Annotated in this window: 17 protein-coding genes and 1 tRNA gene; 13 read left to right on the top strand and 5 right to left on the bottom strand. The window is 31.9% G+C overall.

The genetic code is table 11. The features are described 5' to 3' along the window. Positions 1-194: 194 nt before the first annotated feature. Positions 195-596, bottom strand: a complete 402-nt coding sequence (locus AAGD26_RS01800) for an IS110 family transposase (protein WP_341751982.1) — start codon at positions 594-596, stop codon at positions 195-197. A gap of 211 nt (positions 597-807) precedes the next feature. Here AAGD26_RS01800 and AAGD26_RS01795 point away from each other — a divergent pair, with 211 nt between their 5' ends. Further along, a complete protein-coding gene (locus AAGD26_RS01795) occupies positions 808-1,038 on the top strand; it encodes a hypothetical protein (protein ID WP_341751981.1) in 231 nt (76 codons plus the stop codon). A 238-nt stretch (positions 1,039-1,276) separates the two neighbouring features. On the opposite strand, the gene AAGD26_RS01790 is transcribed toward AAGD26_RS01795, so the two are convergent. Then, a tRNA-Gln gene (locus AAGD26_RS01790) sits at positions 1,277-1,351 on the bottom strand. Between the two features lie 236 nt (positions 1,352-1,587). On the opposite strand from AAGD26_RS01790, the gene AAGD26_RS01785 reads away from it, so the two are divergent. The 10 genes from AAGD26_RS01785 to AAGD26_RS01740 all read left to right on the top strand — a co-directional run bounded on the left by AAGD26_RS01785 (position 1,588) and on the right by AAGD26_RS01740 (position 12,046). Beyond that, on the top strand, positions 1,588-2,289 hold the full coding sequence (locus AAGD26_RS01785) for a VirB8/TrbF family protein (RefSeq protein WP_341751980.1): 702 nt from the start codon (positions 1,588-1,590) through the stop codon (positions 2,287-2,289). Further along, a complete protein-coding gene (virB9, locus tag AAGD26_RS01780; protein WP_341751979.1) occupies positions 2,286-3,032 on the top strand; it encodes a P-type conjugative transfer protein VirB9 in 747 nt (248 codons plus the stop codon). The genes AAGD26_RS01785 and virB9 overlap by 4 nt, the downstream gene beginning before the upstream one ends. Before the next feature lie 36 nt (positions 3,033-3,068). Then, on the top strand, positions 3,069-3,425 hold the full coding sequence (locus AAGD26_RS01775) for a Na+/H+ antiporter subunit C (protein WP_341752284.1): 357 nt from the start codon (positions 3,069-3,071) through the stop codon (positions 3,423-3,425). Beyond that, complete coding sequence (locus tag AAGD26_RS01770; RefSeq protein ID WP_341751978.1) at positions 3,422-4,828, top strand: proton-conducting transporter membrane subunit; 1,407 nt, start codon at positions 3,422-3,424, stop codon at positions 4,826-4,828. Before AAGD26_RS01775 ends, AAGD26_RS01770 begins: the two co-directional genes overlap by 4 nt. Then, positions 4,828-6,297 carry a proton-conducting transporter membrane subunit gene (locus tag AAGD26_RS01765; RefSeq protein WP_341751977.1) on the top strand — a complete coding sequence of 490 codons (1,470 nt, stop codon included), beginning with the start codon at positions 4,828-4,830 and terminating at the stop codon, positions 6,295-6,297. The genes AAGD26_RS01770 and AAGD26_RS01765 overlap by 1 nt, the downstream gene beginning before the upstream one ends. A gap of 290 nt (positions 6,298-6,587) precedes the next feature. Continuing rightward, positions 6,588-7,460 carry a CPBP family intramembrane glutamic endopeptidase gene (locus AAGD26_RS01760; RefSeq protein WP_341751976.1) on the top strand — a complete coding sequence of 291 codons (873 nt, stop codon included), beginning with the start codon at positions 6,588-6,590 and terminating at the stop codon, positions 7,458-7,460. Positions 7,461-7,500: 40 nt separating this feature from the next. Next, positions 7,501-9,117 carry a proton-conducting transporter membrane subunit gene (locus AAGD26_RS01755; protein ID WP_341751975.1) on the top strand — a complete coding sequence of 539 codons (1,617 nt, stop codon included), beginning with the start codon at positions 7,501-7,503 and terminating at the stop codon, positions 9,115-9,117. Between the two features lie 7 nt (positions 9,118-9,124). Then, the gene (locus AAGD26_RS01750) at positions 9,125-11,179 is read left to right on the top strand and encodes a S9 family peptidase (protein ID WP_341751974.1); all 2,055 of its coding nucleotides are present in this window, start codon (positions 9,125-9,127) and stop codon (positions 11,177-11,179) included. Positions 11,180-11,287: 108 nt separating this feature from the next. After that, complete coding sequence (locus AAGD26_RS01745; protein ID WP_341747707.1) at positions 11,288-11,731, top strand: phasin family protein; 444 nt, start codon at positions 11,288-11,290, stop codon at positions 11,729-11,731. A 102-nt stretch (positions 11,732-11,833) separates the two neighbouring features. Beyond that, positions 11,834-12,046, top strand: a complete 213-nt coding sequence (locus AAGD26_RS01740) for a hypothetical protein (protein ID WP_341751973.1) — start codon at positions 11,834-11,836, stop codon at positions 12,044-12,046. Between the two features lie 198 nt (positions 12,047-12,244). On the opposite strand, the gene AAGD26_RS01735 is transcribed toward AAGD26_RS01740, so the two are convergent. Genes AAGD26_RS01735 through hslV form a run of 3 tightly spaced genes read right to left on the bottom strand, consistent with a single transcriptional unit; the run spans position 12,245 to position 15,689 of the window. After that, positions 12,245-13,765 carry a YifB family Mg chelatase-like AAA ATPase gene (locus AAGD26_RS01735; protein WP_341751972.1) on the bottom strand — a complete coding sequence of 507 codons (1,521 nt, stop codon included), beginning with the start codon at positions 13,763-13,765 and terminating at the stop codon, positions 12,245-12,247. Positions 13,766-13,767: 2 nt separating this feature from the next. Continuing rightward, positions 13,768-15,132: an ATP-dependent protease ATPase subunit HslU gene (gene hslU, locus AAGD26_RS01730; RefSeq protein ID WP_341751971.1), complete on the bottom strand. Its 1,365-nt coding sequence runs from the start codon at positions 15,130-15,132 to the stop codon at positions 13,768-13,770. Next, the gene (gene hslV, locus AAGD26_RS01725) at positions 15,129-15,689 is read right to left on the bottom strand and encodes an ATP-dependent protease subunit HslV (RefSeq protein WP_341751970.1); all 561 of its coding nucleotides are present in this window, start codon (positions 15,687-15,689) and stop codon (positions 15,129-15,131) included. Before hslV ends, hslU begins: the two co-directional genes overlap by 4 nt. A gap of 90 nt (positions 15,690-15,779) precedes the next feature. On the opposite strand from hslV, the gene AAGD26_RS01720 reads away from it, so the two are divergent. Both AAGD26_RS01720 and AAGD26_RS01715 read left to right on the top strand, forming a co-directional pair. After that, positions 15,780-16,145, top strand: a complete 366-nt coding sequence (locus tag AAGD26_RS01720) for a DUF2628 domain-containing protein (RefSeq protein WP_341751969.1) — start codon at positions 15,780-15,782, stop codon at positions 16,143-16,145. Between the two features lie 51 nt (positions 16,146-16,196). After that, positions 16,197-16,547, top strand: coding sequence for an HIT domain-containing protein (locus tag AAGD26_RS01715; RefSeq protein WP_341747712.1), 351 nt, complete (start codon positions 16,197-16,199; stop codon positions 16,545-16,547). Positions 16,548-16,560 lie beyond the last annotated feature (13 nt).

Below are 16,560 nucleotides of genomic sequence, written 5' to 3'. Positions count from 1 at the left end.
CCTTCTCTTTTAACTCTTCTGACTCATCTATTGTTTTGTTTAACTTTTTATCAAGCTCAGCTATTTCATTTTATAAAAATTTATAGATATCTTTCGAAACTCGCTTATGCTAGGGAATTTGTAGGAGACACGGAACGCAGAACCGCAGCGTACTAAATGTACGTGAGGATTCGAGTACCGGATCGACTCACAAATTACCAGCAGAAGTAGAGCTTCGAAAGATATCTAATGTGTTTTTCTATACTCTCTTTATCAATACCATCAATGCTATGATGTAGTCTTTTCTTTTCATTGCTAAGCATTAATACTAAATTTTCTTGTCTTTGCTGACATCTCTTCAAAGCCTCTGATTCAACTTGATATATATAATTCGCTGAAAGCTGCATCTTATCCGCATAATATGCTAATTTAAATGCATCCTTCCTATCAGTTTTACACAAATTCACCGATTTACTAAAAGAATTAAAACTATATGTATTGACCTTATGTATTTGTTGGTTATTATTATCCAGCTTTTGACAAATCTCAGCTTCGTATCCTCCAGTAGGTTCACATATTATTAGCTTAATCTCTTGCTCTTTTGCTAATTTAATCATCTCTTCATGACCAGCTGCATCATTGGCAAAATGAAGAGTTGATAGACGAAGATCAAAATTATGATAGTAGCAGGAGTCGAAGGGTCAAGGAGCGGAGAGTACATTTAGTACGTGGCTACCTACTATCCCTGAAGACGACAAAGCAATTCTTGATTTTCATCGAGTATATTTACTAGGATGGCATCCTGATAACCCTAATAAAAGGATATATGTGAAAGAAGAAATAATACTACAAGAAGTTGAGAAAGTACTAGCAACACTCTATTTAGAGCCTGAATTGTTAGCTGAAGTAATTGGTTATATTAAAGCTTCAGCAAAAATAGAGCAAGGTTTTTATAAAATGCTTATAGGAGAGCTACATACTGAGCATACTAAGATTAAAACTCGTATGGATAGGTTAACTGATTTATTTTTAGATTCAGCAATTAATACAAAAACGTGAAGATATCATGAGAGAAATAGAAAACCATAATTATGCTGATGATAAATTTTCAGAACTATTGATTAACCTAGTAGAACTGGCTTCCGGAGCGTTAGAAACCTTTAAAGGTTCGAATATTGAGAAAAAACGCAAATTGTTAAATCTTGTATTTTCGAACCTAGAATTGAATGGCTGTAAGCTAGATTATACCTTGCGTCCACCGTTTGACGCATTCGTAAAATGCACTAAAATCGAAGAATGGCTGGGGCGGATGGATTCGAACCACCGAATGACGATACCAAAAACCGTTGCCTTACCACTTGGCTACGCCCCATCATTAAATACTAGTGTATAAGTGTACACTTAATATATACAGAGCTTATAACAACAAACATTTCTTGAGTCAAATATTCTTTTTAATTTGACTATTCTTAATACCAATTTTTATTGGTATTGTAGACACAAAATTAGCTTTTTGAACAGGCTAAAAGAATAATTTTTATAAAAAATTATAACATCTTTTCTAATATGTGTTAGAATCCGATATAGGTAAGCAATTATTTAAAACTAATGGATAAGCTGTTAAATTCTGTTCAAGAATATATTAAGTCTGGTGAATATTTTGTTGATGCGAAAAGATGGTATAATTTTGAATATATATATCCACTTGTACACAGAACATTTTTGTTGATATTTAGTGTAGTTCTTTTTGTATTATTTCTAAGTGTGGTGATTAATTTTGAGACTTTATTACCAGTAAAGCGTCAGGTGAGATACGCAATTAGTGCTAAATCCCTTAAAAGTGCAACAATAACTAACGCTAATCATATTAAGCATAATGCAATTAATTCTATTGCAGATATTATGATTAGAAATTACGTTATACATAGAGAATCATATGACTATGACTTACTTCGTCCTCAGTATATATTTATGCAAAATAATTCTACGCGTATAATATTTAGACAATTTGCCAATTTTATGAATATTGACAATCCATTGTCTCCAGTTATGCGTTACCAAAAGTCCTTAAAGCGTTCTGTTAATATATCATCAGTGGTTTATCATAAAAATAATAAGGCTGAAGTTACATTTACATCTTTGGCAGAAAACGCTTCTAATGATATTTTAGAAAATATGGTGTGGCAAGCTACAATAAATTTTGAAATAGATGCAATTAATATACATCTACCGCCTAACTCAAGATTTAATTTTGCTGTCACTGGTTACAAACTTAAGTTAATAGAAGATAAAAGTAAAAAAATAAGATGAAGCAACTAATAATATTTTTTGTAGCAGTATTTTTTGTAAATACTGCGTTAGCCGTTAGGGAATCTAGACCAATGCCGATTGATAGTAGAATCAGGGTAATGGTTTATAGTCCTGATGATGTATTTAAGTTTACTGGATATTATGGTTATCAGGCTAGTATAGAGCTAGCAAAAGATGAAGAAATAGTTAGTATTTCCATGGGAGATACCACTTCTTGGCAAATAGTACCAGCGGGGCATAGGATATTCATTAAACCGATGGAACAAGATGCTACAACTAATATGACGCTTATTACTAATAAGCGAACTTACTTTTTTGAACTATATGCTACAGAAGCCTTAGATATGAGAGATCCAGATATGGTTTTTAATTTAAGGTTTATTTATCCTGATGATGAAAATTCTGGAGATCACTTACAAAATTACGTTACATCTTCAGCTAACCTTGATTTATCGCATCCTGAAAAATATAATTTTAATTATTCCATAAGTGGTAATGAATCGATTGCACCAATTAAAATTTTTGATGATGGAGTGTATACTTACCTACAATTCAGAGATAAAAATGCTGAGTTACCAGCTATTTTTGCAGTTGATGAAGCTCTTAGAGAGTCGATGGTAAATTATAGACTCTCACAAGATAATGCTAATATGGTGATTATTGAACAAGTATTTCACAAGCTGTCAATACGTCATGGTAAAAAAATAGTATGTGTGTTTAATGAAGCATTTAAGCCGTATTAATTAAGTTAAGTAACAATGTTTTTAGAAACTATATATATCTCAAAAATTTTATATTTTTTTACACTACTAGTGTTAGTTAGTGGTTTGTTTATAATGCTAACCAGTGATAATTATGTTCGTAAAATTATTGGGCTTAGTGTAATGCAAAGTTCGGTGCTAATTTTTTACCTGATGCTTGGTAAGGTAAGTGGAGGTATTGTACCAATTGAACGTACAACACTACATAGCTATTCAAGTCCACTCCCTCAGGTGTTAATGCTCACGGCTATTGTTGTTGGATTTGCTACTTTATCATTGGGTCTTAGCTTGATTTACCGTATTTCTAAGCAATTTAATACTATATCAGAAAGTGAGATTAATTTTAGTGAAACGACTAATGATCGAAGTGAATGACATTAATTAAACATTTCCCAGCTTTACAAGTATTGCTGCCATTTTTTGGGGCATTATTTTCAATACTCACTTTTCGTTATGTGATTGCCACTCGAATTATAGCAGTTATTTCGATTGCACTAAGTTTATTTTTAAGTATTTGTGGTTTATCAGCAATTAATAAAGGTACCGTGTCATATGATTTTGGTAATTGGCATGCCCCTATAGGTATTGAATATAAGCTAGATTATCTGAACCAACCTATAATCATCTATATTAATAGTGTATTATTATTTTTTCTAATTTTTTGTAACAAGTTGCTTACAACTACCGTACTTAAATTCATTGATAACAAAAGGCAATCGCTATTTTACGCAGTTTTATTATTCGCCCATAGCGGTTATCTCGGTATATTAAGTACTAATGACCTTTTTAATCTTTATGTATTTATTGAAATATCTTCATTAAGTACCTATGTATTAATGGTGCAGGGTAATAACCCCAAGGCTGTCATCGGTGCTTTTGATTATCTGATGCTCGGTACGGTTGGGGCAACTTTGATATTAATAGGCATTGGATTTTTATTAAGCAGCACAGGCAGCCTTAATATGTTAGACGTTTCAATGCTGCTTAAGACGCATTATGACTCCAAAATAGTGATGCTAGGCATTAGTTTTTTTCTGATTGGCTCTATACTAAAAACAGCTTTTTTTCCTATGCATTTTTGGATGATCAGAGCCTATAGTTCAGCTGCTCCGGTTATTCTGACATATCTTGCTAGTATATCCAGTATAATTGGTATTTATATAATCTTGAGGTTCATTCATTTTACTATTGATTACAATGTGATCATTAAGTATCTATCAAATTTTATCAGCTTAATCGCTTTGATAACTATTACTTTATGTACATATTTTGCTTACAGAAGTCAAAAAGTTAGAAATATTGTTATCTATTCTTCGGCGGTGCAAATTGGTTATATGTTTTTGCTTTTAGTTATTCCTAGAGGTGAATCACTGTTATTTCCCTTTTTGTTTGCTGATAGCATTAACAAGATTGCTTTATTTCTGATCATTGCTTATTCTGATATTTCGAAACCGTTTAATATGTTATGGCGGGTCTTGGTAGTTTTTAGCCTAATTTGCAGTTGTGGTTTGCCAATAAGTAGTATGTTTTTCATTAAGCTTAGTATTTTTGAGTTGTTGGTTGTGGAAGATATGTGGCTAGAGTTTGTTATTATTGTCATAAGTTCTGCTATGTCGTTACTTTATCATTATAAAATTGCCAAAAAACTATGTTGGGATCACTATGATTATACACAATTAAAATCGAACACTAAGTATGGTGGACTAATTTTTATTAGTATAATGCAATTTTTTCTACCAATATTCTTAAACCAATTACAAATATCAGGGGGACAGTAATGTACCCTTATATTACCCCTAGTTTTTTGATTTTATCAACTTTACTTCTAGCTATGCTAAATTTAGTTACTCCCTTTATTAGTAATAGTGATAATAATACGCGTAACTCCTTATTAATTACTATTAGCAGCTTCTTTTTTGTCAATATTTTAATTATTGATTGGTTATTCCTGAAAGGAGTAAGAGCAAATATATCAATAAATATATTCAGTAATTTTGCTATTGGGTTGCATTTAGAAGCGTTAAGCCTCATTTTCTTAACTTTACTGAGTTTCTTATGGATTTGTGCGTTAATTTACACCACCAAATATTTGGCAATCAATAATATTGATAATTCCAGTCGTTTTCTATTCTTCATTAATCTAAGTGTGTTATCTGGTGGGATGGTAGCATTATCTTCAAATCTTTTTACTATGTTTATTTTTTATGAAATATTAACATTATCAACTGCTCCATTAATTGGTCATAGTGGTGGAGATAAAGTTATGGCCGGGGTCTATAAATATTTAAAAATATTGATGATCTCGGGGATATTACTATTCTTGCCAGCCTTAATAATTATTTATGCTAAAGCAGGGCATGGTGATTTTACATCACAAGGTTTTATCGAACATTATTTTTCTAGGAGTCAAATAATAATTTTATTATTAATGTTTATTTTTGGCATATCGAAGGCAGCCTTATACCCTTTGCATCAATGGTTACCAGCAGCAATGGTAGCACATTACCCAGTAAGTGCCTTACTACACGCGGTGGTAGTTGTTAAAACTGGGCTTTTTTGTATCTATAAGATTCTGATATATATTTTTGGTCTTAAATATTTACAATCTATTTTTGCAGAATTTAATTGGATTCTTTTCTTTCCTATTATCACCATATTTTATAGTTCCTTTAAAGCCTTAACTAGCGATAATATTAAGAAGATTCTAGCCTATTCTACGATTAACCAGTTAGGGATAGCTTTATTGAGTAGCTTCATGTTTACCTCAAAATCTATAGGAGCAGCTATCCTACATTTATCCTCACATTCATTCACTAAAATCTGTTTGTTTTATGGGATGGGAAGTATTTATAGCTTAAAGAAAACTAACCAAGTTTCTGATCTTATAGCTACTGCTAAAGAAATGCCTAAAACCAGCTTTATGGTACTTATTGCCAGTTTATCCTTAATAGGCATTCCTCCTTTTGGTGGTTTTATTAGTAAATTTTATATTATGTTAGCTGCTGCAGAACAAAATCAAATATTAGTTATGGTAGTACTAGCTTTAAGTACGCTGTTCTCTGCACTGTATTTAGTAAAGCTGATAATATTTATTTATAAGCCTATTGATAATAATTCAAAAATATTTTCTATAGAAAATAAATTACCTAATTCTATGCTATTGAGTTTAGTTATATGCTCGTGCATGGTGGTATTATTTTATTTTATACAGATTTTTATTAAGAAGTTTTTTATATTTATAACTTGAATTCGTGGTGATAGAATTGATATTATTCTCGCATATGCGGGAATCTAAATAAATAGACAGGAAGGGTGTTTTAGACATTCTATATCTAGCACCAAAACAGGGGTGCTAAAATAACTTAACACAAATATACTGCTCGTAAATGAAGAGTTGGTAGACGATAGTATAACTTCAAGAAGAGCTAGGCAGTAGCAAAGTCGAGCAGCGTAGCGTACATGAGTAACTAGGCAGCTTCGATCTTTAGACACGACAACGCCAATTCTTGAAGTTCACCGAGTATATAAAGGAATCAGATGAACATAACTTATATTTTATTAATTATTACAGTAATTATTGCATTGTTTCATAGAGATAAAAAGTTTTTATACATAAGCATCATTATAACAAATATTGTAGGATTATCTCAGGGCGTAATAAATATCGTTGGACTAACTTTGTTGTGTTGCTTTAGTATAATGACATACTTATATTTCCACCTTAATAATGTCAATAAAGTTTTAAAAATTCTATTCTTTATAGGAGTATCCTCTTTCATAGCTGGATTTGCTTTTCATTTAATACCAGGCTTCTTTAATATATTAGTTTTGAATAAAGTCCAGCTTTCTGAGTTGTCATGTCCATTTTCTATGTTTTTAAATTTTGACAAGACTATGTCTGCACTAATACTCTATTCTATAAGTAATTTTTATATTTTAGAGAAAACTATAGATGTAAAATCTTTAAAACAAACAGCTTGTTTTCTTTTACTTTGTATTGCAGGAGTTTTAATCCCTGCTTTTATTAGTGGATATGTAAAATTCGATCCGAAGATACCAAATGTGTTATTGATTTGGGCAATTAATAACTTATTCTTTGTATGTATGGCAGAGGAAGTAATTTTTCGTGGATTCTTACAGAATACCTTAAAAACTTTATTAGAACCACTTGCAGGATTTAATATTTTAGGGATAGGAGGTAAAAATGCTCATATTATTATTGCATCTTTTATATTTGGTTTAGCTCATTTTCAAGGGGGTAGCATTTATATAATATTAGCCACGATTTGTGCTTTATGTTACGGATATACTTACGATAAAACAAATAGGATCATATGTGCAATGATGGTGCATTTTGGATTAAATTTATTCCACTTAATGTTATTTAGCTATCCTGCTGCAAATATATAAGTCAGGTTAACCTATCTCTTCATCAAATTGAGGCTAAATAATGAGAAATGCATTTTATAAAATATTTTATATTATTGCAACAATCTATCCTATAGTTGTTGGCATATTATTAATTAACAACAAAGATGAGATGGTAGTTAATCTATACAATAATAGTTTTGTTATTAATTTTAGTAGTGAAAATAAGTTAATAGCACTTGCTTTTATTGTTGTAACGCTGGCTACTAACTTATATGCCATAAGTAAAAACAGAAAATTTGAGGTAGTTATAGGTAGCCTATATTCAGCTAGTTCTTTGGTCTGTTTATTTGCTGGGGATTTTGTTTCGATGTTTGCTTCTCTAGAAATGATGATGATATTTGCTGCTTTGTTGATTTTTTATGGCAATTACAAAAATAGTGTTAGAGCAGCAAGACAATATTTGCTTACCCATCTTATAAGTGGTAGTCTTATTTTAATAGGGATTAGTTATATAATTACTCACACCTCTAGTTCACAAATTATTTCTCTTACCTCATTGACAGAAAATCAAGAGGCTGGTTTTATATTTTATGCTCTAATACTTTGTGGTTGTTTGATTAATGTAGCTAGCATACCTTTTTCTGGATGGATTGTTAATTGCTATCCATTTGCTTCAAGCTCAGGGATGATATATTTAACTAGCTTTACTAGTAAAATATCGATAATTATACTCCTTAAACTATTTAGTGGCTTAGAAATACTTAAATTCTTTGGATTATTAATGATTATATATGGCGGGGTTTATGCTTGCCTAGAAGATAACATCAAAAGATTAGTAGGTTATCTTACTGTTTCTCAGCTTGGATTCATGCTGATTGCCATTGGCACAAAATCTCAACAAGCAAATTTAGGAATCATAGTTTTTCTTTTTGTCCATATACTGTATAAAGCTTTATTTTGTTTATACGTTGCTATATTAATAGACAAAGAAAATATAGAAAATTGTTCTGAAATAAAAGGACTTTACTCATGGAGAAGCCCTTTATTGCTTGGTAGTTTAATAGTTAGTGTATTGTTCATTATAGCCTTGCCTCCTTTTGCTAGTTTTGTTACCAAAATTGTTGTAACCAATGCTTTGGAGCAAGATATTAATTATTATGCTATTTTCCTACTCAAGATTGTCACATGCATTGCTTTATTTTCTGCGGTTAAATACAAATCTTTGATTAGTGGTTTTTACCTTAAGTTAAATATTCTAACTAAAGTTAGTTTATTTGTCATGCTATCGTTTTTATTAGCAACTAGCTTTTGTTTAGAAGAAGGTTTGAAACTAGTATGGTCATCTTATCCTATTGAAATAATTGATACAAATTGGTTGGATTTAGTAAAACAAATGGTAATAATAGTAATAGGTATAATATTCGCCTTAGTTCTTAGTAAAACGATTTCTAGGCGTTCAACTGCCAACATAAATTTAGACTTATTTCAGTTTATTGAAAATAATATTCGTCGTATTTATTCTAAATATCACTTAGTGGGGCAGGGGTTTCATGATAGACTAGGGGCGGAGTACCCTGTTTTTAACAGAATAGAAAAAAGTACTTTACGTAAGATGAAATCTTGGCATAATCAGTCAACCGGTTTGTTGGTAGTAATTATATCATTAATTACTTTTATAATAATCAGCACTAGATGAGGATAAAATGAAGCCACCCATAGCTAATAAGATCGATTATAGCTTTACATTGCACGGTCAGAAAATTACAGATGAATATCACTGGCTTAGAGATATCAAATGGCCTAATGTGAACGATAAAGAAATCATAGAATATTTACAGGCAGAAAATAAATATTCCGAGCAATTTTTTCAGCCGTTACAAGAAGAAAAAGATAAAATCTTTGAAGAATTAAAAGGCAGGATTAAGCTTGCTGATCAGTCAACTTATGTAAAAAAAGATAATAATTATTATTATATTATAACTGAAGAAAATACCGAATATCCGATATATTGCCGAAAGATAGGGTCAGTGGATGCTTCGGAAGAAATTATATTAGATATCAATGTTCTTGCCAAAGATAATAAATTTACTGATGTAGGTCTAGTAGCCGTTTCTCCTGATCATACGTTACTAGCTTATAGTGTTGATTTTACCGGTGATGAGAAATATACAATTAAAGTCTATAATTTAAAGACCAAACAATATCTACCAGATGAAATACATAACGTTAGTCGCAATATAATTTGGCATGAAGATTTGAAAGGATTCTTTTATATGCCGATTAATGAGAATTCTCGTTGTGATAAATTAATGTTCCACTCTTTAGGGGATGTAATTTCCAATGATAAGTTAATACATCATATAACAAATCCATTATATCAGTTGAATGCAGGCAAGTCATCTAGTCGACAATATATTTTTATTGATATTTCTGGTCATAATGAAAATGAAATATATGCTATAGAAATGAGTGATCATAGCTTCCAGCCTAAACTTATTAGAGCTGCAAAGGATGGGATTTTTTATAATGTTAAGCATAATGGTGATAATTTTTATATTAATACCAACGAGGGGGCAAAGAACTTTCGTATAGTATTAGTAAATGTACATAATTTTCAAAATGATTTATGGAAAAATGATTATATACCGGAAGACTCGGGTAAATATTTGTCAAGCTTTGCCATCACTAGAAATTATTTGATAGTTAATTATCGTGATCAAGGATTACCAGTTATTAAAATAAAACATCTTAAAGAACAGGATGAGAAAATTATCCACTTCCCGGATGCTGCTTTTACTGCCTCAGCCATGTCTACTAATTTTGATGAAGATGATATTCGAGTAAATTATTCTTCACTTGCTAGACCAAACACCACTTATAGTTATGATTTTGATAGTGACCAATTGTCAATATTGAAAGTGCAAGAAATACCAAGTGGTTTCAACCCTGAAGAATATAGGGTAGAAAGGATATTTGCTGATAATGATGGGGTTAAAGTACCAGTTACCTTATTATATAAAAAATCGTTATTTAACAAGGATGGAAAGAATCCTTTATATTTATATGGCTATGGTTCATATGGTGTTAGCATACCAGTATCTTTTCGGAATACAGCTATTTCTCTTGTAGATCGTGGGTTTGTCTACGCTCTTGCCCATATTAGAGGGGGAGATGATCTCGGGCATGATTGGTATGAGGCTGCCAAGTTCCTCAATAAAAAAAGAACTTTCGATGACTTTATTGCGGTTAGTAAAGAGCTAATTAAAGAAAAATATACTAGCCAAGGTAATATAGTAATCTGTGGCGGAAGTGCAGGGGGGATGTTAATTGGTGCGGTCATTAATAAACAGCCAGAATTATTTAAAGCAGCACTTGCCCATGTACCTTTTGTTGATGTATTAAATACTATGCTCGATGAACAATTGCCATTAACCCCTAGTGAATTTAAGGAATGGGGTAATCCTAAAGAATTAGAGTATTTTAACTATATTAAGTCTTATTCTCCGTACGATAATATAAAAGCCCAAAATTATCCAAGTCTATTTATTACTGCTGGAATCTCTGACCCTAGAGTTGGCTATTGGGAAGCGGCTAAATGGGTAGCAAAGATTCGAGCAACAAAACTCGACGATAATATATTATTGCTAAAAACTAATATGGATTCAGGGCATAAAGGTTCTTCTGGTCGTTTCGATTATCTAAAAGAAGCAGCTGATGATATAATATTTATATTTAGGGTTTTTGGTATAATCAATTGACTATATTAAGATTATTATTAACCAGCTATTGACTCGTATTTTTATAAATGGTAACATGAGATTTATGATTTACACAATAAATAGATCACTTAATTTAGAGGATTTACAATGACTAATAGTACTGCCCAATTTGTAGATTTTATGAAATCTTTTATGAATCCAGAAGTTTACATAAATTCCGTAAAAAACTTACCTGTTATGGATTTTTCTGCTATGTCAGATACTATCAAGAAAAGTACTAAAATACTTACTACAACAAATCAGATTGTTACTGAATCACTGCAGTCTATGATCCAAAAAAATTCAGAGGATTTTCAAAACAATGCTATGAATATGCTGAATTCTACAAAAGATGCAATAACTTCTGGAGATTTAAACCAAATAGCCGAATGTCAGCAAAAATACCTTAAGTCGACTTGCGAAACTTCAATCAATAACATTAAAGAGTTTGTCAGTATGGCATCTGATACTTCAATGAAAATGTTTGATGCCATAAATAGTATGACAGGAGAGATGACTAAGACTTGTGATAACATAAAAAACAAAGCTTAAGAATTATTAAAGGGTATATTTTATAACTTAAATACGCATAAATTAAAGAGCTAACTAAAGATAGCATTACAATACAACTAACGAGAACCTTAGATTATAGAAATGTCAAAAGATAATTTAGATACTGACAGAAATACCGATAATAAATTTGTTGAAACAGAAGAAGAAAGAGAAAAACGACTGGATCGTGAAGAATCAGCTAGGAAACTAAAAGCAATTCTTTTTGTATTTATACCGCTTTTAGTTGGTTTCCTAACCTTCACTTATTTCTTTCTTAATTCAATAGAAGAAAAAAGTAAACTACTAAAAGAATAAACAATTCAAAATATATCAACACCAAATAGCTCAGCAAAATAGGTAGATTTGGCTAAAGAAATTAGTTTATTGGTTGAAAGGACAACATAAGGCTGGTTTAAGAAGTGATACAGATTCCACGGGATCTAAAGAGCCTTGCCATGACGATTATAGAAAAATGTAGGGTACTATGATACAGAAGTACGACTAATGGTTAATTCAAAAGCTACCCCCTATTCTTCTATAGTTTAGTGCTTCAGCAATGTGTATCCTGTAGACGTTGGAAGAAGCGTCTAGATCCGCTATAGTTCTTGCAACCCGTAAGATACGGTTATAAGCACGCATGGATATAGGAAATTTTGTCGCGGCTTCATTAAGTAAATCCTTACCGTCATCTACTGGCAATGCATGTTCGATAAGCAACTGTCCGTCCAAACGGTTATTTGTTTTGATATTATATCCTTCATATCTAGTTTGTTGAATATTACGAGCCATTTCGACCCTGTATGCTATCTGCCCCGACTCTTCTTCTGTATCATCTTCTATTAAATCATAGTTATATGAGTCGATAGATCCTACCTCTATATGTAGATCAAATCGATCCATGATAGGACCAGAAATTCGCATCTGATAATCGCTCCCACATTTTGGGGCTTTAGAACATGCTTTGTGAGGATCGCTTAAATAACCACATTTACAAGGATTCATTGCTGCTATTAACTGAAAGTTAGCAGGATATTTTATATGCGAATTTGCTCTAGCAATTAGTATTTCTCCGGTTTCAATTGGCTGCCTTAAAGATTCGATAACGTTAGGTGGAAACTCTGGTAATTCATCTAAAAACAACACTCCGTTATGTGCTAACGAGATCTCTCCAGGTTTTACTCTTTTACCAACCCCACCGCCGACCATCGCTGCTATCGAGCATGAGTGGTGGGGGGTACGAAAAGGTCTAGCTCTTGATAGTTTCCCGTTTGCTAGCTTGCCTGCAACGCTTGCTATAGTACTGCACTCCAATATTTCTTCAGGTTGCATTTTGGGTAATATACCAGGTATACATTGTGCCAACATAGATTTGCCAGTACCAGGTGGACCAAGCATTAATAGATTGTGACCACCAGAGGCTGCTATTTCTAAAGCTCGCTTAGCGGCCTTTTGTCCTTTGATATCTTTAAAATTAGGGTAATTTATTATAGTAGTGTCAATTTCTAATTCAGGTGATGATAATATTTGTGAGCCTTTAAAATGGTTAACTAACTCTATTAAATTTCCTGCTACCAAAATATTATTATTGCCAAACCATGCAGCTTCCTGACCATTAGATTTTGAACAAATTAGCCCTTTATTTCTAGCCAAAGCACCAATAGCAGCAGGCAAAGCCCCGCTGACAGGTAGAATAGAACCATCTAGAGATAATTCGCCTATTACTAGATATTCTTGTATTTCCTCAGCTGGTAAAATTTTCATGCTGCTAAGTATAGCACAAGCAATAGCAAGGTCAAAATGACTACCTTCTTTAACCAAATCAGCTGGAGCTAAATTTATCAGTATTTTTTGAGCAGGCAAGGCAAGACCTATTGAAGAAAGTGCTGCTCTAACTCGTTCTTTAGACTCGCCAATAGTTTTATCAGCAAGTCCTACTATAGTAAAATTAGGTATACCTGGCGATATCTGTACTTGCACATCAACATCGATAATATCTATACCGCTAAAAGTTAAACTACCAAGGTGAACTATCATTTTTATAAAATAAATTTTACTAGATCAAGATTCTTGATAATTTTTGATAATTGCTGGTCGACAAAATGTTCGTCAATAACTATCTCTTTTTCTTTCGTATCACTTGCATTGAAGCTTATCTCCTCCAATAAATTTTCTAGAATAGTATGTAATCTTCTTGCTCCAATATCTTCAACTTCTAAGTTAACATTTGCTGCATAAGTAGCAATTTTATCTATTGCATTATCAGTAAATTTTAATTTTACCCCTTCGGTTGCAATTAAGGCTGAATATTGTTTTATTAAACTTGATTCTGGTTCAATTAAAATTTTTATCATATCGTCCTTAGTAAGTGAGCTTAACTCTACTCTAATAGGTAGCCTTCCTTGCAATTCAGGTAACAAATCAGATGGTTTTGATAAATGAAAAGCACCTGATGCTATAAATAATATATGTGCAGTTTCTATAGGTCCATGTTTTGTATTAACAGTTGTACCCTCAATAATAGGTAATAAATCTCTTTGCACTCCTTCTCTACTAATTTCTGAACTTTTTCCCTCAGCTCTTGAGGTGATTTTATCTATTTCATCCAAAAATACTATACCATCATTTTGTACTAGCACTAAGGCATCTTGAATAATTTTTTCTTGATCGATCAATTTTTCTGACTCTTCGGCAGAAATAATTAAACGAGCATCTTTAACCAGCATTTTCTTAGTTTTTGTTTTGTTAGTACCAATAGCTTTGCCGATCATATCAGAAATATTTAATACGCCCATGGCAGCTCCTGGCATACCAGGAATCTCAAAATTACTACTACCAAATAAGCCACCTGAATCTGTTATACTTATTTCAATTTCAGTATTGTCAAGTTCACCTTTTTCAAGCTTGCGACAAAATTTTTCTCTAGTTTCAGTTGATGCTGATTTGCCGACTAAAGCATCCAAAATCCTCTCTACAGTTTTTAAATGTGCATTAGCAATCACTGCTTTTTTAGCATTAGCTTTTTGTGTGTTAACAGCTATTTCCACTAAGTCTCGTATTATTGACTCAACATCTCGTCCAACATATCCTACTTCAGTGAATTTTGTTGCTTCTACTTTAAGAAATGGTGAGCTGCTAAGCTTAGCAAGTCGCCTAGCGATTTCAGTCTTACCTACGCCAGTTGGTCCTATCATTAAAATATTTTTTGGCACTATTTCTTGACGAAGTGGTTCGTCTACATTTCTACGTCTACAGCGATTCCGCAACGCTATCGCAACAGCTTTTTTAGCTTTATATTGCCCAACAATGAATCTATCAAGTTCAGCTACGATTTTAGCGGGAGTTAATCCCATAGATTTAGCGGGAGTTAATCCCACTGATTTTTTCTTAATATTAGTACTCATATAACTTTTTCTAAAATAATATTATGATTGGAGAAAACACAGATGTCGGCTGCAATATTCATTGATTTTAAAGCAATCTCTTCTGCAGTTAGGTCATTGTCAAAAGACATTAAACCTCTAGCAGCAGACAGTGCATATAATCCACCAGAGCCAATGGCAGCAACGTCACCATCAGGTTCAACTACATCACCATTACCAGTTAAAATTAATATATTTTTTTGATCTGCAACGATCATCATTGCTTCAAGTTTACGTAAATATTTATCGCTACGCCAATCTTTTGCCAGTTCTACAGCACTTCTCAGTAACTGATACGAATATTTCTCCAACTTTAATTCTAATTTTTCAAATAAAGTTAGAGCATCTGCAGTAGATCCAGCGAAGCCAGCAATAATACTATTATTGAACATGACTCTTAATTTTCTTGCTGTAGATTTTAAAATTGTATTACCATGGGAGACCTGACCATCCGCTGCGATTACAACATTCTCACCTTTTCTTAAGCAAAGTATAGTAGTCCCGTGTAATGTGACAGGACCGGGCGAGTTATCTAACATAAAGAATCTTTTAAATATTGATGTTTGGCTATTTGTTTATTATTATGCTATTTAAGTAATCATTTAATATCGTAATTACAAGACTTTCCTATGAATATTTATTCAATATATGTTAATCCTCAAAAAAAAGATAATGATTTTATTCTTATCAAGCAAGGTTTTTCATTATTTGCTGCGTTTTTAAGCGTGTTTTGGGCATTATATCATAGAATGTGGTTACCACTAATAACTACTTTAATATTAAGTATTTTTATATCAAGTTTAGGTTGTACTAATTTTATTTCTGTAAGTCAACTCGCCATTATGTTGATATTTGGTTTTTTCAGCGATGATATGAGAGAATATGATTTGCAAAAAAAGAAATACCAACTTACAGACATAATATTAGCAAAATCTGAGATAGAAGCTGAATTAAAATTTTTAGAACGCTTAGTGGATGAAAAAAATGTGTTATAGTAATCTCAAATATTGACATTTGGGAGTAGATAATAAAAATGAGAGTATAATATGTATGACAAGAATAATGTTTTTGTAAAAATTATTGGTAAAGATATTCCAGCAGAGATAATATATGAAGATGATAATCTAATAGCATTTAATGATATAAATCCTGTAGCTCCAGTACATATAATAATTATACCAAAAAAAGAGTATATTGACTATAGTGATTTTATCCTTAAAGCTTCTAGCGATGAAATTAAAGATTATTTCACCAAACTAGCCTATATTGCATCGCTAGTTGGTTTAGATCAAGATGGCTATCGTTTGATTACTAATAAAGGGGTAAAGTCTGGACAGAGTGTGTTCCATTTTCATTTCCATATTATAGGGGGAAAAACTATTTCTAAGCTGATATAGTCAATTGATAAAA

This window comes from Candidatus Tisiphia endosymbiont of Piscicola geometra (assembly GCF_964026415.1).
Taxonomy (GTDB): Bacteria; Pseudomonadota; Alphaproteobacteria; order Rickettsiales; family Rickettsiaceae; genus Tisiphia.
Note: the sequence above shows the minus strand (reverse complement) of the source record. Positions and strands in the feature narration are given on the sequence as shown.

Excerpts from the sequence above, each read along its gene's own strand:
- AAGD26_RS01800 (WP_341751982.1), bottom strand. The coding sequence starts at position 596 with ATGATTAAATTAGCAAAAGAGCAAGAGATTAAGCTAATAATATGTGAA.
- AAGD26_RS01785 (WP_341751980.1), top strand. The coding sequence starts at position 1,588 with ATGGATAAGCTGTTAAATTCTGTTCAAGAATATATTAAGTCTGGTGAA.
- virB9 (WP_341751979.1), top strand. The coding sequence starts at position 2,286 with ATGAAGCAACTAATAATATTTTTTGTAGCAGTATTTTTTGTAAATACT.
- AAGD26_RS01770 (WP_341751978.1), top strand. The coding sequence starts at position 3,422 with ATGACATTAATTAAACATTTCCCAGCTTTACAAGTATTGCTGCCATTT.
- AAGD26_RS01765 (WP_341751977.1), top strand. The coding sequence starts at position 4,828 with ATGTACCCTTATATTACCCCTAGTTTTTTGATTTTATCAACTTTACTT.
- AAGD26_RS01760 (WP_341751976.1), top strand. The coding sequence starts at position 6,588 with ATGAACATAACTTATATTTTATTAATTATTACAGTAATTATTGCATTG.
- AAGD26_RS01755 (WP_341751975.1), top strand. The coding sequence starts at position 7,501 with ATGAGAAATGCATTTTATAAAATATTTTATATTATTGCAACAATCTAT.
- AAGD26_RS01750 (WP_341751974.1), top strand. The coding sequence starts at position 9,125 with ATGAAGCCACCCATAGCTAATAAGATCGATTATAGCTTTACATTGCAC.
- AAGD26_RS01745 (WP_341747707.1), top strand. The coding sequence starts at position 11,288 with ATGACTAATAGTACTGCCCAATTTGTAGATTTTATGAAATCTTTTATG.
- AAGD26_RS01740 (WP_341751973.1), top strand. The coding sequence starts at position 11,834 with ATGTCAAAAGATAATTTAGATACTGACAGAAATACCGATAATAAATTT.
- AAGD26_RS01735 (WP_341751972.1), bottom strand. The coding sequence starts at position 13,765 with ATGATAGTTCACCTTGGTAGTTTAACTTTTAGCGGTATAGATATTATC.
- hslU (WP_341751971.1), bottom strand. The coding sequence starts at position 15,132 with ATGAGTACTAATATTAAGAAAAAATCAGTGGGATTAACTCCCGCTAAA.
- hslV (WP_341751970.1), bottom strand. The coding sequence starts at position 15,689 with ATGTTAGATAACTCGCCCGGTCCTGTCACATTACACGGGACTACTATA.
- AAGD26_RS01720 (WP_341751969.1), top strand. The coding sequence starts at position 15,780 with ATGAATATTTATTCAATATATGTTAATCCTCAAAAAAAAGATAATGAT.
- AAGD26_RS01715 (WP_341747712.1), top strand. The coding sequence starts at position 16,197 with ATGTATGACAAGAATAATGTTTTTGTAAAAATTATTGGTAAAGATATT.